The 15,262-nt window shown below is 62.3% G+C and carries 13 protein-coding genes; 9 read left to right on the top strand and 4 right to left on the bottom strand.

The genetic code is table 11. The features are described from left to right. Positions 1 to 39: 39 nt before the first annotated feature. The gene (locus ACGYK4_RS14325) at positions 40 to 867 is read right to left on the bottom strand and encodes a DUF4198 domain-containing protein (RefSeq protein WP_394457102.1); all 828 of its coding nucleotides are present in this window, start codon (positions 865 to 867) and stop codon (positions 40 to 42) included. On the opposite strand from ACGYK4_RS14325, the gene ACGYK4_RS14320 reads away from it, so the two are divergent. Next, the gene (locus tag ACGYK4_RS14320) at positions 866 to 2,011 is read left to right on the top strand and encodes a HupE/UreJ family protein (RefSeq protein WP_394457100.1); all 1,146 of its coding nucleotides are present in this window, start codon (positions 866 to 868) and stop codon (positions 2,009 to 2,011) included. The two genes, ACGYK4_RS14325 and ACGYK4_RS14320, sit on opposite strands and share 2 nt — an antisense overlap. 40 nt (positions 2,012 to 2,051) lie before the next feature. On the opposite strand, the gene ACGYK4_RS14315 is transcribed toward ACGYK4_RS14320, so the two are convergent. Then, the gene (locus tag ACGYK4_RS14315) at positions 2,052 to 2,675 is read right to left on the bottom strand and encodes a thiamine phosphate synthase (RefSeq protein ID WP_067262045.1); all 624 of its coding nucleotides are present in this window, start codon (positions 2,673 to 2,675) and stop codon (positions 2,052 to 2,054) included. Between the two features lie 140 nt (positions 2,676 to 2,815). Between ACGYK4_RS14315 and ACGYK4_RS14310 the strand changes: the two genes are divergently transcribed. From ACGYK4_RS14310 to ACGYK4_RS14295, 4 genes are all read left to right on the top strand, one after another. After that, complete coding sequence (locus ACGYK4_RS14310; protein WP_394457099.1) at positions 2,816 to 3,580, top strand: RNA methyltransferase; 765 nt, start codon at positions 2,816 to 2,818, stop codon at positions 3,578 to 3,580. 255 nt (positions 3,581 to 3,835) lie between these two features. Continuing rightward, positions 3,836 to 4,981 (top strand): heme A synthase, encoded by a 1,146-nt coding sequence (gene ctaA / locus ACGYK4_RS14305; RefSeq protein ID WP_394431122.1) that lies wholly within the window; start codon positions 3,836 to 3,838, stop codon positions 4,979 to 4,981. Between the two features lie 3 nt (positions 4,982 to 4,984). Beyond that, positions 4,985 to 6,466: a carboxypeptidase M32 gene (locus tag ACGYK4_RS14300; protein WP_394431124.1), complete on the top strand. Its 1,482-nt coding sequence runs from the start codon at positions 4,985 to 4,987 to the stop codon at positions 6,464 to 6,466. Positions 6,467 to 6,628: 162 nt separating this feature from the next. Next, positions 6,629 to 6,964 carry a hypothetical protein gene (locus tag ACGYK4_RS14295; RefSeq protein WP_209218837.1) on the top strand — a complete coding sequence of 112 codons (336 nt, stop codon included), beginning with the start codon at positions 6,629 to 6,631 and terminating at the stop codon, positions 6,962 to 6,964. Positions 6,965 to 7,092: 128 nt separating this feature from the next. Here ACGYK4_RS14295 and gyrA read toward each other — a convergent pair whose 3' ends face one another. Next, the gene (gyrA, locus tag ACGYK4_RS14290; protein ID WP_394457097.1) at positions 7,093 to 9,840 is read right to left on the bottom strand and encodes a DNA gyrase subunit A; all 2,748 of its coding nucleotides are present in this window, start codon (positions 9,838 to 9,840) and stop codon (positions 7,093 to 7,095) included. Between the two features lie 190 nt (positions 9,841 to 10,030). Here gyrA and ACGYK4_RS14285 point away from each other — a divergent pair, with 190 nt between their 5' ends. Continuing rightward, positions 10,031 to 10,300: an usg protein gene (locus tag ACGYK4_RS14285; RefSeq protein WP_067262037.1), complete on the top strand. Its 270-nt coding sequence runs from the start codon at positions 10,031 to 10,033 to the stop codon at positions 10,298 to 10,300. A 25-nt stretch (positions 10,301 to 10,325) separates the two neighbouring features. On the opposite strand, the gene ACGYK4_RS14280 is transcribed toward ACGYK4_RS14285, so the two are convergent. Continuing rightward, positions 10,326 to 11,273 (bottom strand): radical SAM protein, encoded by a 948-nt coding sequence (locus ACGYK4_RS14280; RefSeq protein WP_394457095.1) that lies wholly within the window; start codon positions 11,271 to 11,273, stop codon positions 10,326 to 10,328. A gap of 155 nt (positions 11,274 to 11,428) precedes the next feature. On the opposite strand from ACGYK4_RS14280, the gene zwf reads away from it, so the two are divergent. Genes zwf through pgi form a run of 3 tightly spaced genes read left to right on the top strand, consistent with a single transcriptional unit; the run spans position 11,429 to position 15,149 of the window. Further along, positions 11,429 to 12,892 (top strand): glucose-6-phosphate dehydrogenase, encoded by a 1,464-nt coding sequence (gene zwf / locus ACGYK4_RS14275; protein ID WP_168612952.1) that lies wholly within the window; start codon positions 11,429 to 11,431, stop codon positions 12,890 to 12,892. Further along, positions 12,889 to 13,560, top strand: a complete 672-nt coding sequence (gene pgl, locus ACGYK4_RS14270) for a 6-phosphogluconolactonase (protein WP_394431131.1) — start codon at positions 12,889 to 12,891, stop codon at positions 13,558 to 13,560. Before zwf ends, pgl begins: the two co-directional genes overlap by 4 nt. Then, on the top strand, positions 13,557 to 15,149 hold the full coding sequence (gene pgi / locus ACGYK4_RS14265) for a glucose-6-phosphate isomerase (RefSeq protein ID WP_394431132.1): 1,593 nt from the start codon (positions 13,557 to 13,559) through the stop codon (positions 15,147 to 15,149). The genes pgl and pgi overlap by 4 nt, the downstream gene beginning before the upstream one ends. Positions 15,150 to 15,262 lie beyond the last annotated feature (113 nt).

The following is a 15,262-nucleotide window of genomic DNA, read 5'->3' as shown; positions in this document are numbered from 1 at the left end:
GCGCTTCTAGCCGCCAAATCTCCCCACGCGCAAGCGGCGTTATTGTGGCACCGCGAATGTCAGCGCCGCCCAGAGCGTTTCCCAGACCGGTTGATCGGGGTCGTAGCCCGCGTTCGCCTGAGCCTCTGCCGCCGGGCGCAGCACCACCGCATCAAAGAGGTATTCATGGCCCGCCGTGACCGGAATCAGTGCTTCGCCCGCCGCATCGGTGCGGTGGAGGGAGATGGCGACGCTGTCATCCGGCGCACGGTCGAACACTTCGATCTGCGCGTTGGCGCGAGGGGTGCCTTGATAGAGGAGTGCCACCTTCATCTCACCCGCGAAATCTGCGTCATAGGGATTCGTCAGCGCCACGAACTCCGTCGCCATGCCGGTGGGCGCATCGTGCCCCGTGCCCGCGCCGAGGGCGATCAGGGTTTTGACGTGGCGGGTGTAGCTCTCGACGACCTTCTCGGTCGACCATCCGTTCGCGCGGTGATCGCTCTCAGCCTTAGGGAAGTCCTTATGCGCGGCGAACCGGAGGAACTTGTCGAAGTCCTCATAGGTGACTTTGGAGGGCGTCGTTTCGGCCACCGCCGCGACCAGCGCGTCACCCTCGGGCGCGGGGAGGCTCAGGGCAGGGCTGTCGCCCGCGCGCGGCGATAGCGGGACCTCTTTCCCGCCGATTTTGACCTCGAAACGCGTGAGCCGGTTGGGCAGATAGGGAAAGGCCGCGCCGGTAAATTCCTCACCATTGCGAAAATGCGCCGCGATCTTTTCACCGCTTTCCACTTGATAGTTCACCGGCGACAGCCAGTATTCATGTGCAAAGGCAGGCGCTGCCGATAAAATACTGAAAATAATAGCGGACAACTGGGACAGTTTCATGAAGCGAACTTTCATTTTGTTAAGATCCAAGCTGGCGTTGCTGTGGCTGTTGTCAAGCGCGGTGCTGCTTTCGGCGGGCGCGGGCGCACAGGCGCATGAGGTCAAACCCACGATCGCGGATCTGACCGTGGCCGACGGACGGGCGGTGCTGGCGCTGGAGGTCAACATTGAAGCGCTCTTGGCGGGAATCGACCTCGATACCGTCGAAGACACCGACAATGCCGAGAATGCGGGCGATTACGATGCGCTGCGCAGCCTGCCCGCCGCGCGCATCGCCGACCGCACGCCTGAGCTTTTGCCGAAGTGGAACAGCCTGCCGCTGCTCAGCGTCGATGGCGCCGCCGTACCGTTGGAGAGTGTGACACTCGAGGTGCCCGAAGGGATCGACGCCGAACTGCCGCGCGACAGCCAGTGGCGGTTGGAGGGCGCAGTGCCGGCAGGCGCCGAAGAGGTACAGGTGACCTGGCCGGATGGGGCGGGCGCACTGGTGCTGCGCCAGCAAGGGGTGGAGGCACCCTATACCGGCTATCTGTCGGGCGGTGAGACCAGCCCCGAAATCGCCCTTGGGGGCGGTGATGCTGAAAGCGGCTGGCAGGCTTTCGTCAGCTACATCCCGGTTGGGTTCGACCACATCCTGCCCAAAGGGTTGGATCACATTCTATTCGTCTTGGGCCTGTTCTTTCTGTCGACCCGTCTGCGGCCTTTGATCTGGCAGGTCACCGCCTTCACGCTGGCCCATACGGTCACGCTGGCGCTTGGCGCTTTGGGCTGGGTTAACGTGCCGGGGGCCATCGTCGAGCCGCTGATCGCCGCTTCGATCACCTATGTCGCGGTCGAGAATATCTTTCACTCCGCCCTGAACCGCTGGCGGCCTTTGGTGATCTTTGGCTTTGGGCTGTTGCACGGACTTGGCTTCGCCTCGGTGCTGGGGGATTTCGGGATACCTGCGGGGCAATTCGTGCCTGCGCTCATCGGCTTCAACATCGGGGTGGAACTGGGACAGCTTGCCGTGATCGCTATTGCCTTCGTGCTGGTCGGCTGGGCGATGAACCGCGACTGGTACCGCCGCGCCATCGCGGTTCCCGCCTCCTGCGTCATCGCGGCGATCGGGGCCTATTGGTTCATCGAACGGGTGTTTCTGTAAGCGAACGGGCAGCCCTTGACCGGGCTGCCCTAGGGGCCGCTTAGCCCTGCATGGCGGCGATCAGGGTGGCGAGTTCGGCCACCGGATCGTCCTTGTCCCAAATCTCGGTGCCGATGCCGAAAAAGTCAGTCCGGGGGGCGAGATCGCGGATCATGTTGATGTCGAGCGCGCCTTCGGCGACGACGGGCACTTCGATCACTTCGGACCACCACTGAAACAGATCGGCCTCGGCAAAGCTTCCATCGCCAAGCGCGCTGGCTTGGGTCGGGCCAAAGCTGATGTAGTCTGCCCCGGCTTCGCCTGCCGCCATCCCCTCATGCCGCGATGTGCCGCAGAAGGCGCCGACGATGGCATCTTCGCCCAATTCTTTGCGGGCATGGCGCACGGTGCGGGCGGCATCGCTAAGGTGCACCCCGTCAAGGCCGAGCTTTTCGACCAGCAGCAGATGATCCGAGATCACCAAGGCCACGTCGCGCGCATGGGTTACCTCGCGCAGCGCATCACCGGCGCGGGCAAGGCGGTCTTCATCCCGGGTCGAAAGCGCCATGCGCACACAGGCCACCGGATGGGCGTCGAGCACGGCGGCGAGTTGCGCGGGGAATTGGCTCAGCTCAACCTCGGGCGGGGTGATAAGGTAAATCTGCGGCTGTTCTGGCGCGTCCATGGTCACTGTCCTTAATCGGGTCTGGGGCCTTAATCGGGTCTGGGAGCCTGACTAGCGCAGGGCGTTGCAAAAGAAAACGGATATGCGTGCGTCGCGCGGGCTTTCTTGCGGTGCGCAGGCGCAGGGGCTAAGAGGCGCGCATGACAGAGACATCCTCCTCCCCCGTTCAGCCCGCGCCGATCCCGGCCATCGTGCTTGTCCGCCCCCAGATGGGCGAGAACATCGGCGCTGCGGCGCGCGCAATGTGGAACTTCGGCCTCGATCACATGCGGGTCGTGGCCCCGCGCGACGGCTGGCCGAGCCAATCCGCCGTGGCCATGGCCTCGGGGGCGGGGCGGCTGTTGGACGAGGCACAGCATTGCGCCGATCTGCCCGAAGCGCTTGGCGATTGCGATTTCACCTTCGCCACCACGGCGCGCAGTCGCGATTTGACGAAACCGGTCTACAGCCCCGAAGCCGCGATGCGGCTGGCGGCGGAAAAAATTTTGGCGGGCCAACGGGTTGCGGTGCTGTTCGGACCCGAGCGGGCAGGGCTTGAGAATGATGATATCGCGCAGGCCAATGCCATCGTCTCGGTCCCGGTGAACCCAAAGTTCGCCTCTCTCAACCTCGCGCAATGCGTGCTGTTGATGTCTTACGAATGGATGCGGGCGCAGGGCGAGGTGACCCATGAGGTCGTCGAGATGGCGGGCACCGATTGGGCCAAGGGCGCCGAGGTTGACCATCTGGCGCGGCATTATGAGGAGCAGTTGACCGAGGCCGGGTTCTTCTTCCCCGAGCATAAGGTCGCCTCGATGAAGCTCAACCTTCGCAACATGTGGTCGCGGATGCCGCTGACGCGGGCGGATGTGCAGATGTTGCACGGCATCCTGCGGCAAATGGTCCGCTGGAAGGAGAAGGGCTGAGGGCCATCGGCTGCCCGTGGGGTGGCGATCCTGAAGTTTTTTCTGCCACTTTATGGTGCAGCATCAGTGCTTTGCCGCAGTGTCGCGCCTGTCCTTGCCAAATCGCCTCCCCGTGGGGCGGGCAGGCGATGGCCCGGCGCCTTCGGCTTGATTCCGGGCCGGGGCTGGCGGCGCATGCGGCAACATAACCCACCCCGCTAGACCTTTCTCTGCCCATGTCATACCACTCTATCCAAACGGAAAAAGAGGCGCGCCATGGCGGAGAAACGCAAACTGTTCGAAGAGGTCGGGTCCGACCAACCCAGCCGTGCACCGGTGCAAACCGGCACGATCGACAAGGGCCGTGGCGGCGCGCGCGGGCCGATCCGGGTCTGGCTGATGATCCTCTTTGCGCTGGTCTTTGTCATGATCGCCGTGGGCGGGCTGACGCGGCTCACTGACTCCGGCCTCAGCATCACGGAATGGCGCCCGGTGACCGGTGCCTTGCCGCCGATGAACGAGGCCGACTGGCAGTCTGAATTTGAGAAATACAAGCAGATCGATGAGTTTCAGGTTCAGAACTCTTGGATGGAACTCTCTGATTTCAAAAGCATCTACTGGTGGGAATGGGGGCATCGGCAGCTTGGCCGGGTGATCGGCCTCGTCTGGGTCTTGGGCTTTCTCTACTTCCTCCTGCGCCGGCAAATCCCTGTCGGCTGGACCAAACGGCTGCTCTTTATCGGCGCTTTGGGCGGCGCGCAGGGGGCGATCGGCTGGTGGATGGTCGCTTCGGGCGTGACCAGTGGGCAGGGGGTGACGGATGTGGCCTCCTACCGTTTGGCGACACATCTGGGGCTGGCCTTTGTCATCCTCGGTTTTATCACATGGTATGTCCTGTTGCTGGGCCGCAGTGAGCGCGACCTGATTCAGGCCCGCCGCGCCAAGGAGGCCAAGCAATTCGGCATGGCAACGGGTCTGTTGCATTTCGCCGCGTTGCAGATCCTGCTGGGCGCCTTGGTCGCAGGGATTGACGCGGGGCGCTACTTCGTCGACTGGCCGCTGATGCAGGGGCAGTTCTTCCCGCCCGAGGCATTCGACATCACGCCGACATGGCGGAATTTCTTTGAGAACCCGGGGTTGGTGCAGTTCATGCACCGGATGGCGGGCTATCTGCTTTTCGCTTTCGGGGTGGTCGTCTGGCTGCGCGGTCGCCGCTCGGCCCATGCCCGCACGCGTTTTGCTTTCAACGCCGTGATGGCGGCGCTGTCTTTGCAAGTGGTTCTGGGCATCACCACCGTGCTCTATGCCGCGCCCGTGCATCTGGCGCTCGCGCATCAGGCGCTGGCGGTGCTGCTTTGGGTGCTGATCCTGCGCGCGCGTTTCCTTGCGGCCTATCCCGTCGCCACATCGCTGAGAGGCTGAGACATGACTGCATATGATGATTTGATGGCTTTCCAGCGCGACACCGAGGCGCTGGCACAGGTCGCGGGCCGTTTGGGCTGGGATCAGGAAACGGTCATGCCCCGGGGTGCGGCCCCGCAGCGGGCCGAGGAGATGGCGGCGATGGAAAGCGTTCTGCACGCCCGCCGCATCGACCCGCGCATCGCAGATTGGCTTGCCCAGATCGAGCCCACGGCGTTGGACGCGGTCGGGCAGGCGAACCTGCGCCACATCAAGCGCGACTTTGACCGTGCCACCCGCGTGCCCGCCGATCTGGCGGCGCGTATCGCCCGCGTCACCTCCGCCGCCCAAGGCACTTGGGCCGAGGCCCGCGCCGCCGATGACTTCGCGGCCTTCGCTCCTACTTTGAAAGAAGTGATCGCGCTCAAACGCGAAGAGGGGGCCGCACTGGCCGAAGGGCGCGAGATCGAGATTTATGACGCTATGCTGGAGGATTACGAGCCCGGCACCACGGCGGCGGATCTCGAAGCCATGTTCGGCGCGCTGCGGCCAAAACTCTCCGAACTGCGCGCCGCCGTCCGCGAGGCCGAAGCGCCCCCGGTGTTGGAAGGTGTCTTTGATGAAGCGGCGCAGATGACCCTCACCGCCAAACTGGCGCGGCGCTTTGGCTATGATCTGGCCACCGGACGCATCGACAAGGCGGTGCATCCCTTCTCCTCCGGGTCGGGGCTGGACGTGCGGATCACCACGCGAACCAATGCTCTCGATCCGTTCAATTGCTTTTACTCCACCGTGCATGAGGTCGGCCATGCGGCCTATGAGCAGGGGATCGACAGCGCCTATCTGCTGACCCCCTTGGGCCGGGGCGTGTCGATGGGGGTGCATGAAAGCCAAAGCCGCATCTACGAAAACCAGATCGGCCGCAGCCGCGCCTTCACCGGGTGGCTCTATGGCGAGATGACGGCGGTCTACGGTGATTTCGGCGTGCCGGATGCCGAAACCTTCTACCGGATCGTTAACCGCGTGTCCGATGGTTTCATTCGAACCGAGGCGGATGAGCTTCAGTACAATCTCCATGTTCTGCTGCGTTTCGATCTTGAACGGGCGCTGATGTCGGGCGACCTGCAGGTCGACGGCTTGGAAGCGGCGTGGAACGATCGCTTCGAGGCTGATTTCGGCTATCCGGTCGACCGCCCGTCAAACGGCGTCCTGCAGGACGTGCATTGGTCCGTCGGGCTTCTGGGCTATTTCCCGACCTATAGCCTCGGCAATGTCTATGCCGGATGCCTTCACGAGGCTTTGCGGGAGGCCGTACCCGATCTCGACGAAGCCTTGGCAAGGGGGGATACAAGCACAGCCACCGGTTGGCTACGTGAGAACGTGCAAAAGCATGGGGGCCTCTACGAGCCGCGTGAGGTAATCACCCGCGCTTGCGGGAAGCCGCCGACCGAGGCACCGTTGCTGACCTACCTAGAAAACAAGTTCACGGAACTGTATGGAATTTAGGCATCCGAGATGGGGAACAATTCGCCATTTTGGATGTTGCTTAAACAACGGGCATCGCTATAATTCATAACTATAGCTTAACATTTCGCCTTTGCGCTGGCTAAGATTATATGCGATGGTGCGGTGAGTTTAATTTTTGACGAGATACAGGAGTACCTAGATATGAAAATTCTTGCAACCGTGGCGGCGACAATCGCTCTTTCGGGTGCTGCTTTCGCTCAGACAACTTCTCAAGCGGCTGTTCTTGGGGCGTCTGACGATGCGGTCTATTCGCTTCAGGTTCAAGGTGCCAATGGTGTGGTCTATAACTGTAAGCCTGATCCGGTCACCGTAGACGGCAACACTGCGCGCGTTTGCGTGCCTGCCGCTGCAGCTGGTGCAGGGCTCTTTGCTGCTGGTGCCGGTCTAGGTGGCGGCGCGGCGGCAGCTGGTGCTGCTCTGGTTCTGGTTGCAGTCGCGGCATCCGGTTCCTCTTCTTCGACCACGACTACCAACTAATTTCCTAACGGAAGTTTAAGATTAGAAAATCCCCCGCGCTGATGGCGCGGGGGATTTTTTGTTGTTCGATGCTGTTTTGGTAAAAAGCCCCCGCCCCAAAGTATATGCATGGGGCAGGGGGCCGCCGATCACTCGGCGGCGCTGTCACCCTCGACTTCATCCTCTTCGTTGCCCTGATCGGCGATCCAAGCCACGCTGACAACTTCCTCGTTCTTGCCGGTGCTGAACACTTTCACACCACCTGCGCTGCGCGAGCGGAAGGAGATGCCTTCGACCGGCACGCGGATCGATTGACCCTTGGAGGTCGCCAGCATCACCTGATCGGACATTTCCACCGGGAAGCAGGCGACGATGGGGCCGTGGGCCATGGCCTTGGTCCAAGCCGTCACGCCCATGCCGCCGCGGCCCCGTACAGGGTAGTCATGGGCCGAGGAAACCTTGCCCGCGCCCTTGGCGGTGATCGTCAGGATCAGATCTTCGGCGGCGGACATTTCGGCATAGCGTTCGGTGCTGAGCTGGCCAGCTTGAACCTGCTCTTCCTCGTCATCGCTGCTGTCGTCGTCCGTCAGCCCCGCCATCAGACGGCGCTGTTTGAGATAGGCGACACGCTCTTCCGAACTCGCTTCGAAATGCCGGATCACGGACATGGAGACGAGGTTGTCTCCCTCGCCCAGACGGATGCCGCGCACGCCAACGGAGTTGCGCGAGTTGAACACCCGCACATCGGTCGCCGGGAAGCGGATCGCGCGGCCCGCGTCGGTGACCAGCATCACGTCATCGTCGTTCGAGGCGATGCGCGCGTTGATCAGCGTGGTGCCCTCATGCTCGCCTTCGAACTTCATGGCGATCTTGCCGTTGGCCTTCACATTGGTGAAATCCGACAGCTTATTGCGCCGAACGGTCCCGGCAGAGGTGGCAAAGATCACCTGCAGGTCGTCCCATTCCTTCTCATCCCGGTCCACCGGCATGATCGCCGCGATGGAGACACCGGTGGGGATGGGCAGGATATTCACGATGGCCTTGCCTTTGGCGGTGCGCGCGCCCTGCGGCAGGCGCCATGTCTTTAGCTTGTAGACCATCCCGTCGGTGGTGAAGAACAAAAGCTGCGTATGGGTGTTGGCGACGAAGAGGTTGGTGACGACATCCTCTTCCTTGGTCTGCATGCCCGAGACACCCTTGCCGCCGCGGCGCTGCGCGCGGAAGTCGGCCAGGGGCGTGCGCTTGATGTAGCCGCCGGAGGTCACGGTCACGACCATTTCCTCGCGGGCGATCAGGTCTTCGTCGTCCATGTCGCCCGACCAGTCGACGATCTCGGTCCGGCGCGGCACGGCGAATTGCTCGCGCACCTCGCGCAACTCGTCGGAAATAATGCCGAGGATACGCTCGCGGCTGCCCAGAATCTCAAGGTATTCTTTGATCTTACCCGCCAGCTCTTCCAGCTCGTCGGTCACTTCCTTGACGCCGATCTGCGTCAGACGCTGCAGGCGCAGTTCCAGAATGGCGCGGGCCTGCGCTTCGGAGAGGTTGTAGGTGCCGTCGTCGTTCGCCGTATGGGTCGGGTCGTCGATGAGCGCGATATAGGGCAGGATGTCCTCGGCGGGCCAGCGGCGGGTCATCAGCTTCTCGCGCGCCTCGGCGGCGTCGGCGGAGGAGCGGATGGTGGCGACGACTTCGTCGATATTGGTGACCGCGACCGCGAGACCACAAAGGATGTGGCTGCGCTCGCGCGCCTTGCGCAGCAAGTAGGCCGTGCGGCGCGCCACGACATCTTCGCGGAAGTCGATGAAGTAGCTGAGGAATTTGCGCAAAGTGAGCTGCTCAGGCCGGCCGCCGTTCAGCGCCAGCATGTTGCAGCCGAAGTATGTCTGCATCGGGGTGAAGCGGTAAAGCTGGTTCATTACCACTTCGGCGGTGGCGTCGCGTTTGAGTTCGATCACCACGCGCACGCCGTTGCGGTCGCTCTCATCCTGAACGTGGGCGATGCCCTCGATCTTCTTTTCGCGGACCTGTTCGGCGATCTTTTCGATCATCGTAGCTTTGTTGACCTGATAGGGGATCTCGTCGATCACGATGGCCCAGCGGTCCTTGCGGACCTCCTCGACCCGGGTCTTGGCGCGGATCACGACACTGCCGCGGCCCTCAAGATAGGCTTTGCGCGCGCCGGAGCGGCCCAGCATGATGCCGCCCGTGGGAAAGTCGGGGCCGGGGACGTATTCGATGAGCTGTTCCGAGGTCAGGTCCGGATCGTCGATCAGCGCGAGGCAGGCATCCACCACCTCGCCAAGGTTATGCGGCGGGATGTTTGTCGCCATGCCGACGGCAATGCCGCCCGCGCCGTTGACCAGCATGTTCGGAAAGCGTGCGGGCAGGACGGTCGGTTCCTGTTGCTTGCCGTCGTAGTTGTCCTGAAAATCGACGGTTTCCTTGTCGATATCCGCCAGCAGGTAGGCGGCGGGCTTGTCCATGCGCACTTCGGTATAGCGCATGGCCGCCGGGTTATCGCCGTCCATCGAGCCGAAGTTGCCCTGACCGTCCAAAAGCGGCAGCGACATAGAGAAATCCTGCGCCATCCGCACCAGCGCGTCGTAGATCGCGCTATCGCCATGGGGGTGGTACTGGCCCATCACGTCGCCCACGGGACGGGCGGATTTGCGGTAGGGTTTGTCATGGGTGTTGCCGGTCTCATGCATGGCGTAGAGGATGCGGCGGTGCACCGGTTTCAGACCGTCGCGCAGATCGGGAATCGCGCGGCTGACGATCACGCTCATCGCGTAGTCCAGATAGGACGTGCGCATCTCGTGTTCGATGGTCACCGACGGCCCGTGAAAGATGGGCTTTTCGTCTGCGTTTTCAGGGGTATCCGGCGTATCGGTCACGTATCTTGCCCACCATTTTTATGGTTCTATATCTTGGGGTTTTCTATAGCAGACGGGGCATATCAGGTGCAATGGCTGTGGCCGAAACGCACTGGCAGCACTTGGGTCGAAGTGCCAACACACTGTTTTCATTGAAAAGTAATTCTGACCGCGCAAACTTGTTCTACAGAGGCAGCAAGGGAGGCGCAACATGCCCCGCAGTGAAACCGAATTGATGCTGAAAGGTTACGGGCTGACCACGGCAGAGTTCTTTTACCACATGCCCGATTATAGCCATGTGCTGAACAGTTATATCTGGCAGGATTACGACATCGCACCGGACCATCCGCGCCTGTTCGAATTCGTCGAATTCTGGCGCGCGGAGTTGGACGGTCCGCTGCATTCGGTCCGGTTCACCCACCGCAAGCTGATCGGCCCCGGCGAATGGCAAAACCAAGTGGGTGAGTTCACGCTACATTGAGCCGGTAAGCCCGAGGGCAGGGGCGTCAGGCCGAACAGCTCGCCCCGCCCAACACGCAGAACTTTGCGCAATGCGGGTGGTTCAGCGCCACGTCGCGCTCCGCCTCGGCCAATGTGGTGCCGAGTTCGAACTCAGGGTCGTAGGGCAAGAGCGTACAGGCCAGCACGGCGGGTTTCTCGGCCCCCTTGCGTTTGACCACCATACGGGAGGAGGCGCACATCAACGCGTCAGGGGACTTGTCCAAGATGCCCCAGCAGGCAGTGGTGATTTCGGGCACTTCGACGGCCTCGTCCATCTCGGGGAAGAGGACGGTCATGGCGGGGTCTTGCGCGTCGATGTCAAACCCGTGTTCGGCGTAGAAGGCGGCATAGCCCGCGCGGCTGTCGGCATCGCTGTCGGCAAAGATCGACCGCCCCGCCACGGCCATGCGAAAGCCGTTATCGCGGAGCCATTCCATGCCGGTCAGGGTCTTGTCGAAAGCGCCTTCGCCGCGTTCCGCGTCGTGCAGATCGCGGCGATAATGGTCGACGGAGATGCGGAAGGTCATCTTGCCGGGATAGGCATCGCGCAGCCGTAAAAGCCCCTTTTGCACCGATTTGCGCATCATCGGACGCATGGCGTTGGTCAGGATCAACACCTCGTATCCGCGCTCTAGCGAGGCTTCGGTGATCTCGATCATCTGAGGGTTCATGAAGGGCTCACCGCCGGTGAAGGCGATCTCGCGCACCGGCCAGCTACGCTCCTCGATCTGGTCGAGATAGTCGCGCACCTCATCCGCGGTGATATAGACCAGCGCGTCGTTCTTGGGGCTGGAGGCGATGTAGCAGTTCACGCATTCGATGTTGCACAGGGTGCCTGTGTTGAACCAAAGCGTTTCCGCCCCGCGCAGGGCCACGGTGGCGCGGGGTTCCCCCTTGGCGGTGACCGCCGGGTTCTGGAACTTGCCCTCGTTTGCTTGCGCAATATCTTTCATGATTGTTCCTTGCGTGATCCCGTGTGTTCCTGTTGTGGTAAGCTATTGCGGCGCACCCTAAAAGTCCAAGCACCGGGGCGCACAGTCTTGTGATGTAGGGAAAAATAAGTATGTTTGCGCTAACTCTGCCACTCTGCCCGGACAAGGATTAGTCAATGGTTTCGCGTGTTATCCCTGTCGACCCCTTCGATCTTGTCATCTTTGGCGGCACCGGCGATCTGGCCCGGCGCAAGATTTTGCCGGGTCTTTACCGGCGATATTGTGCGGGCCAAATGCCCGAAGAGGCGCGGATCATCGGCGCTGCGCGCACCGAGATGGACGCCGCAGGCTACCGCGAGATGGTGGCCGAAGCGATTGAAGAGTTCGGCGGGAAAGACGCCTGTGACAACCTCGATGCCTTTCTGGCCAAGCTTGACTATGTCGCCATCGACGCACGCGGAGAGACCGGCTGGGCCGAACTGCAGGGGCTGATGTCCGGCAAGGACCGGATCGAGGTCTATTATTTCTCTGTCGCGCCGGGGCTTTTCGGCGATCTGGCCGAACGGTTGCAGCAATGGGGCATGGCGGGCGAAGAATGTCGCATTGTCGTGGAAAAACCCTTTGGCCGCGATCTGGAGAGTGCGCGCGCTCTCAACGCGACGCTGGCCACCTATTTCAAAGAACAGCAGATCTACCGGATCGATCACTACCTCGGCAAAGAGACGGTGCAGAACCTCATGGCGGTGCGCTTTGGCAATATGCTGTTCGAGCCATTGTGGAACCGCCAATACGTCGATCACATCCAGATCACCGTGGCCGAGACGGTGGGCGTCGGCGGGCGTGGGGAGTATTACGACAAATCCGGCGCGATGCGGGACATGGTGCAGAACCACTTGATGCAACTCTTGTGCCTGATCGCGATGGAGCCGCCCGCGCGTTTTGATCCCGATGCGGTGCGCGACGAAAAGCTGAAAGTGATCCGCGCGATTGATCCGGTGCTGCCGCATCATCTGGTGCGTGGGCAGTATGAGGCCGAAGAAGGCAATGAGGAAGATGCCCCCAGCTACCGCGATGCCGTCGGCAACCCACGGTCGCGGACCGAGAGTTTCGTGGCGTTGAAGGCCCATATCAGCAACTGGCGCTGGCATGGCACGCCGTTTTATCTGCGCACCGGCAAGCGCATGGTGGCGCGGTCGAGCGAGATCACGGTGGTTTTCAAAGATACGCCGCATTCCATCTTTGCCGAAGACGCTGGCCGTCATCGCAACGTGCTGTCGATCCGCTTGCAGCCGAACGAGGGCATCACCCTTGGCGTGACGATCAAGGAACCGGGGCCGGGGGGCATGCGTCTGGTCGATGTGCCGCTCGACATGACCTTTGCCGAGGCGCTTGGCCCCGATGGGGGCGATCAGGTCGATGCCTATGAGCGGCTTATCATGGACGTGATCCGGGGCAACCAGACATTGTTCATGCGCGACGACGAGGTCGAGGCCGCCTGGGCCTGGACCGATCCGATCATCCAAGGCTGGGAGGCGCGTCACGACGTGCCCAAACCCTATGACAGCGGCTCCGCGGGGCCCACGGATGCGACAGAAATGATGCGGCGCGATGGCCGTGAATGGCGAAAGGTATCCCCATGAACATCATCGAATATGCGGACCGCGAAATGCTGGTGATGAATGTCGCCAACAAACTGGCGGGCAAGTTAAAATCGGCGCTTTCGGGCAATGACCGCGTGTCTTTCGCGGTGCCGGGCGGCTCTACCCCCGGGCCGATCTTTGAGATGCTCAGCGCGACCGATCTGGATTGGAGCCGGGTGGATGTGATGCTGACCGATGAGCGTTGGGTGGATGTGGATGACCCGCTGTCGAACGCGCGTCTGGTGCGCGAGCATCTGTTGAACGACCGCGCTTCGGCGGCGCAGTTCATCCCCTTTTTCCGCCCCGGGCTTTCTCCGGGCGAGGGGGCAGAGGTGTTGGCCCCCAGTCTGACGGATCATGTGCCGATCTCTGTCCTGCTGCTTGGCATGGGCGACGACATGCACACCGCTTCGCTTTTCCCCGGCGACCCGAGCCTGCCTGACGCTTTGGCCGCCGATGCGCCGCTGCTGTGCCCGGTCTATCCCGAGGGCCAGCCGACCGCGCGGGTGACGCTGCCGGCGCATGTGCTCGACGGGGCGTTGAACAAACATCTCGTGATTTTCGGGGAAGAGAAACGCGCCGCCCTTGAGCGTGCGCAGGGGCTTTCCCCCGAAGAAGCGCCGATCGCAGCGGTGCTGGATGAAACCGAAGTTTACTGGGCGGCATGATGAACATTTGGCAAGACCTTCAAGAGCGGCAAAGCGCCGTGGCAGACCGCAAGATTACGGCACTGTTCGATGATCCCAATCGGGCCGAGGACTTCTCGCTGCGCACGCAGCATATGCTGTTCGACTACGCCAAGACGAATATCGACGCCGAGACCCGCGCGGCGCTGCTGCAACTGGTCGACAACGCCAACGTTACGGAGCGGCGCGATGCGATGTTCGCGGGCGCGCCGATCAATGAGACCGAGGGCCGCGCGGTGTTGCACACCGCATTGCGCAATCTCGATGGCGGGCCGGTAGAAGTCGCGGGCGAGGATGTGATGCCGCAGGTGCGAGACACGCTGGCGCGGATGCGCAGCTTTGCCGATCAGGTGCGCAGCGGCGACATTACGGATGTGGTCAACATCGGCATCGGCGGCTCCGACCTTGGCCCCGCCATGGCGACCCGCGCGCTGACGCCCTATCACGATGGACCGCGCTGCCACTTCGTCTCAAACGTCGATGGGGCGCATATCGCGGATACGCTGCGTGGGCTGGATGCCAAGAAAACGCTGGTGATCGTTGCCTCCAAGACTTTCACCACCATCGAGACCATGACCAACGCGCGCACGGCGCGGGCGTGGATGCAGGAGCACGGCGGCGATCCGGCGACGCAATTCGCCGCGCTCAGCACCGCGGATAACAAGACCGCCGAGTTTGGGATCGACCCGGCTCGCGTCTTCGGGTTCGAGGATTGGGTCGGCGGGCGCTATTCCGTCTGGGGGCCGATTGGTCTTTCGCTGATGATCGCCATCGGACCCAAGGCCTTTGACAGTTTCTTGCGTGGCGCGCAGGAGATGGACCGCCACTTCTGCGCCGCTGATCCGGCGGAGAACATGCCGATCCTTCTGGCGCTCTCGGGCATTTGGCACAATCAAATCTGCGGCCATGCCACCCGCGCGGTGCTGCCTTATGACCAGCGGCTCGAAATGCTGCCGGACTACCTGCAACAGCTTGAGATGGAATCGAACGGCAAAGGCGTGCAGATGGACGGCACCGACAGCCCGCGCCACACCGGCCCGGTGGTCTGGGGCGCGGCGGGCACCAATGGGCAGCACGCTTTCTATCAGTTGATCCACCAAGGCACCCGGGTGATCCCTTGCGAGTTTCTGGTGGCGGCGAAGGGGCATGAGCCGGAATTGCAGCACCACCACGATCTGCTGATCGCCAATTGCCTCGCCCAATCCGAAGCGCTGATGCGCGGGCGGTCTTTGGACGAAGCGCGCGCCATCATGCGCAACGCGGGGCTTTCGGGCGACGCGCTTGAGCGCCAAGCGCGCCACCGTGTCTTCCCCGGCAACCGGCCCTCGACCACGCTGGCCTATGAAACGCTTGATCCCTTCACGCTGGGCCAGATCATCGCGCTCTATGAGCATCGCGTTTTCGTCGAAGGGGTGATCCTCGGCATCAATTCTTTCGATCAATGGGGCGTGGAACTGGGCAAGGAACTGGCTAAATCGCTCCAACCGCTGGTCGAAGGGGAGGTCTCTACCGAGGGAAAAGACGGCTCTACCGCCGGGCTGATCGGTTATATCCACCAGCAACGCGGCTAGGGGCTGCCCTTAGAGCGGAACGAGGCACCGCGCGGGCGATAGTCGCCTGCGCGGCGCCACTGTCCTGTCCGTCAGCGCTATTCCGACTTGCCGGAGGGGAAGGCTTGCAACTG

It is taken from the genome of Sulfitobacter sp. 1A13368 (assembly GCF_043557275.1).
Taxonomy (GTDB): Bacteria; Pseudomonadota; Alphaproteobacteria; order Rhodobacterales; family Rhodobacteraceae; genus Sulfitobacter; species Sulfitobacter faviae.
This window is presented reverse-complemented; position numbering and strand designations above follow the sequence as displayed.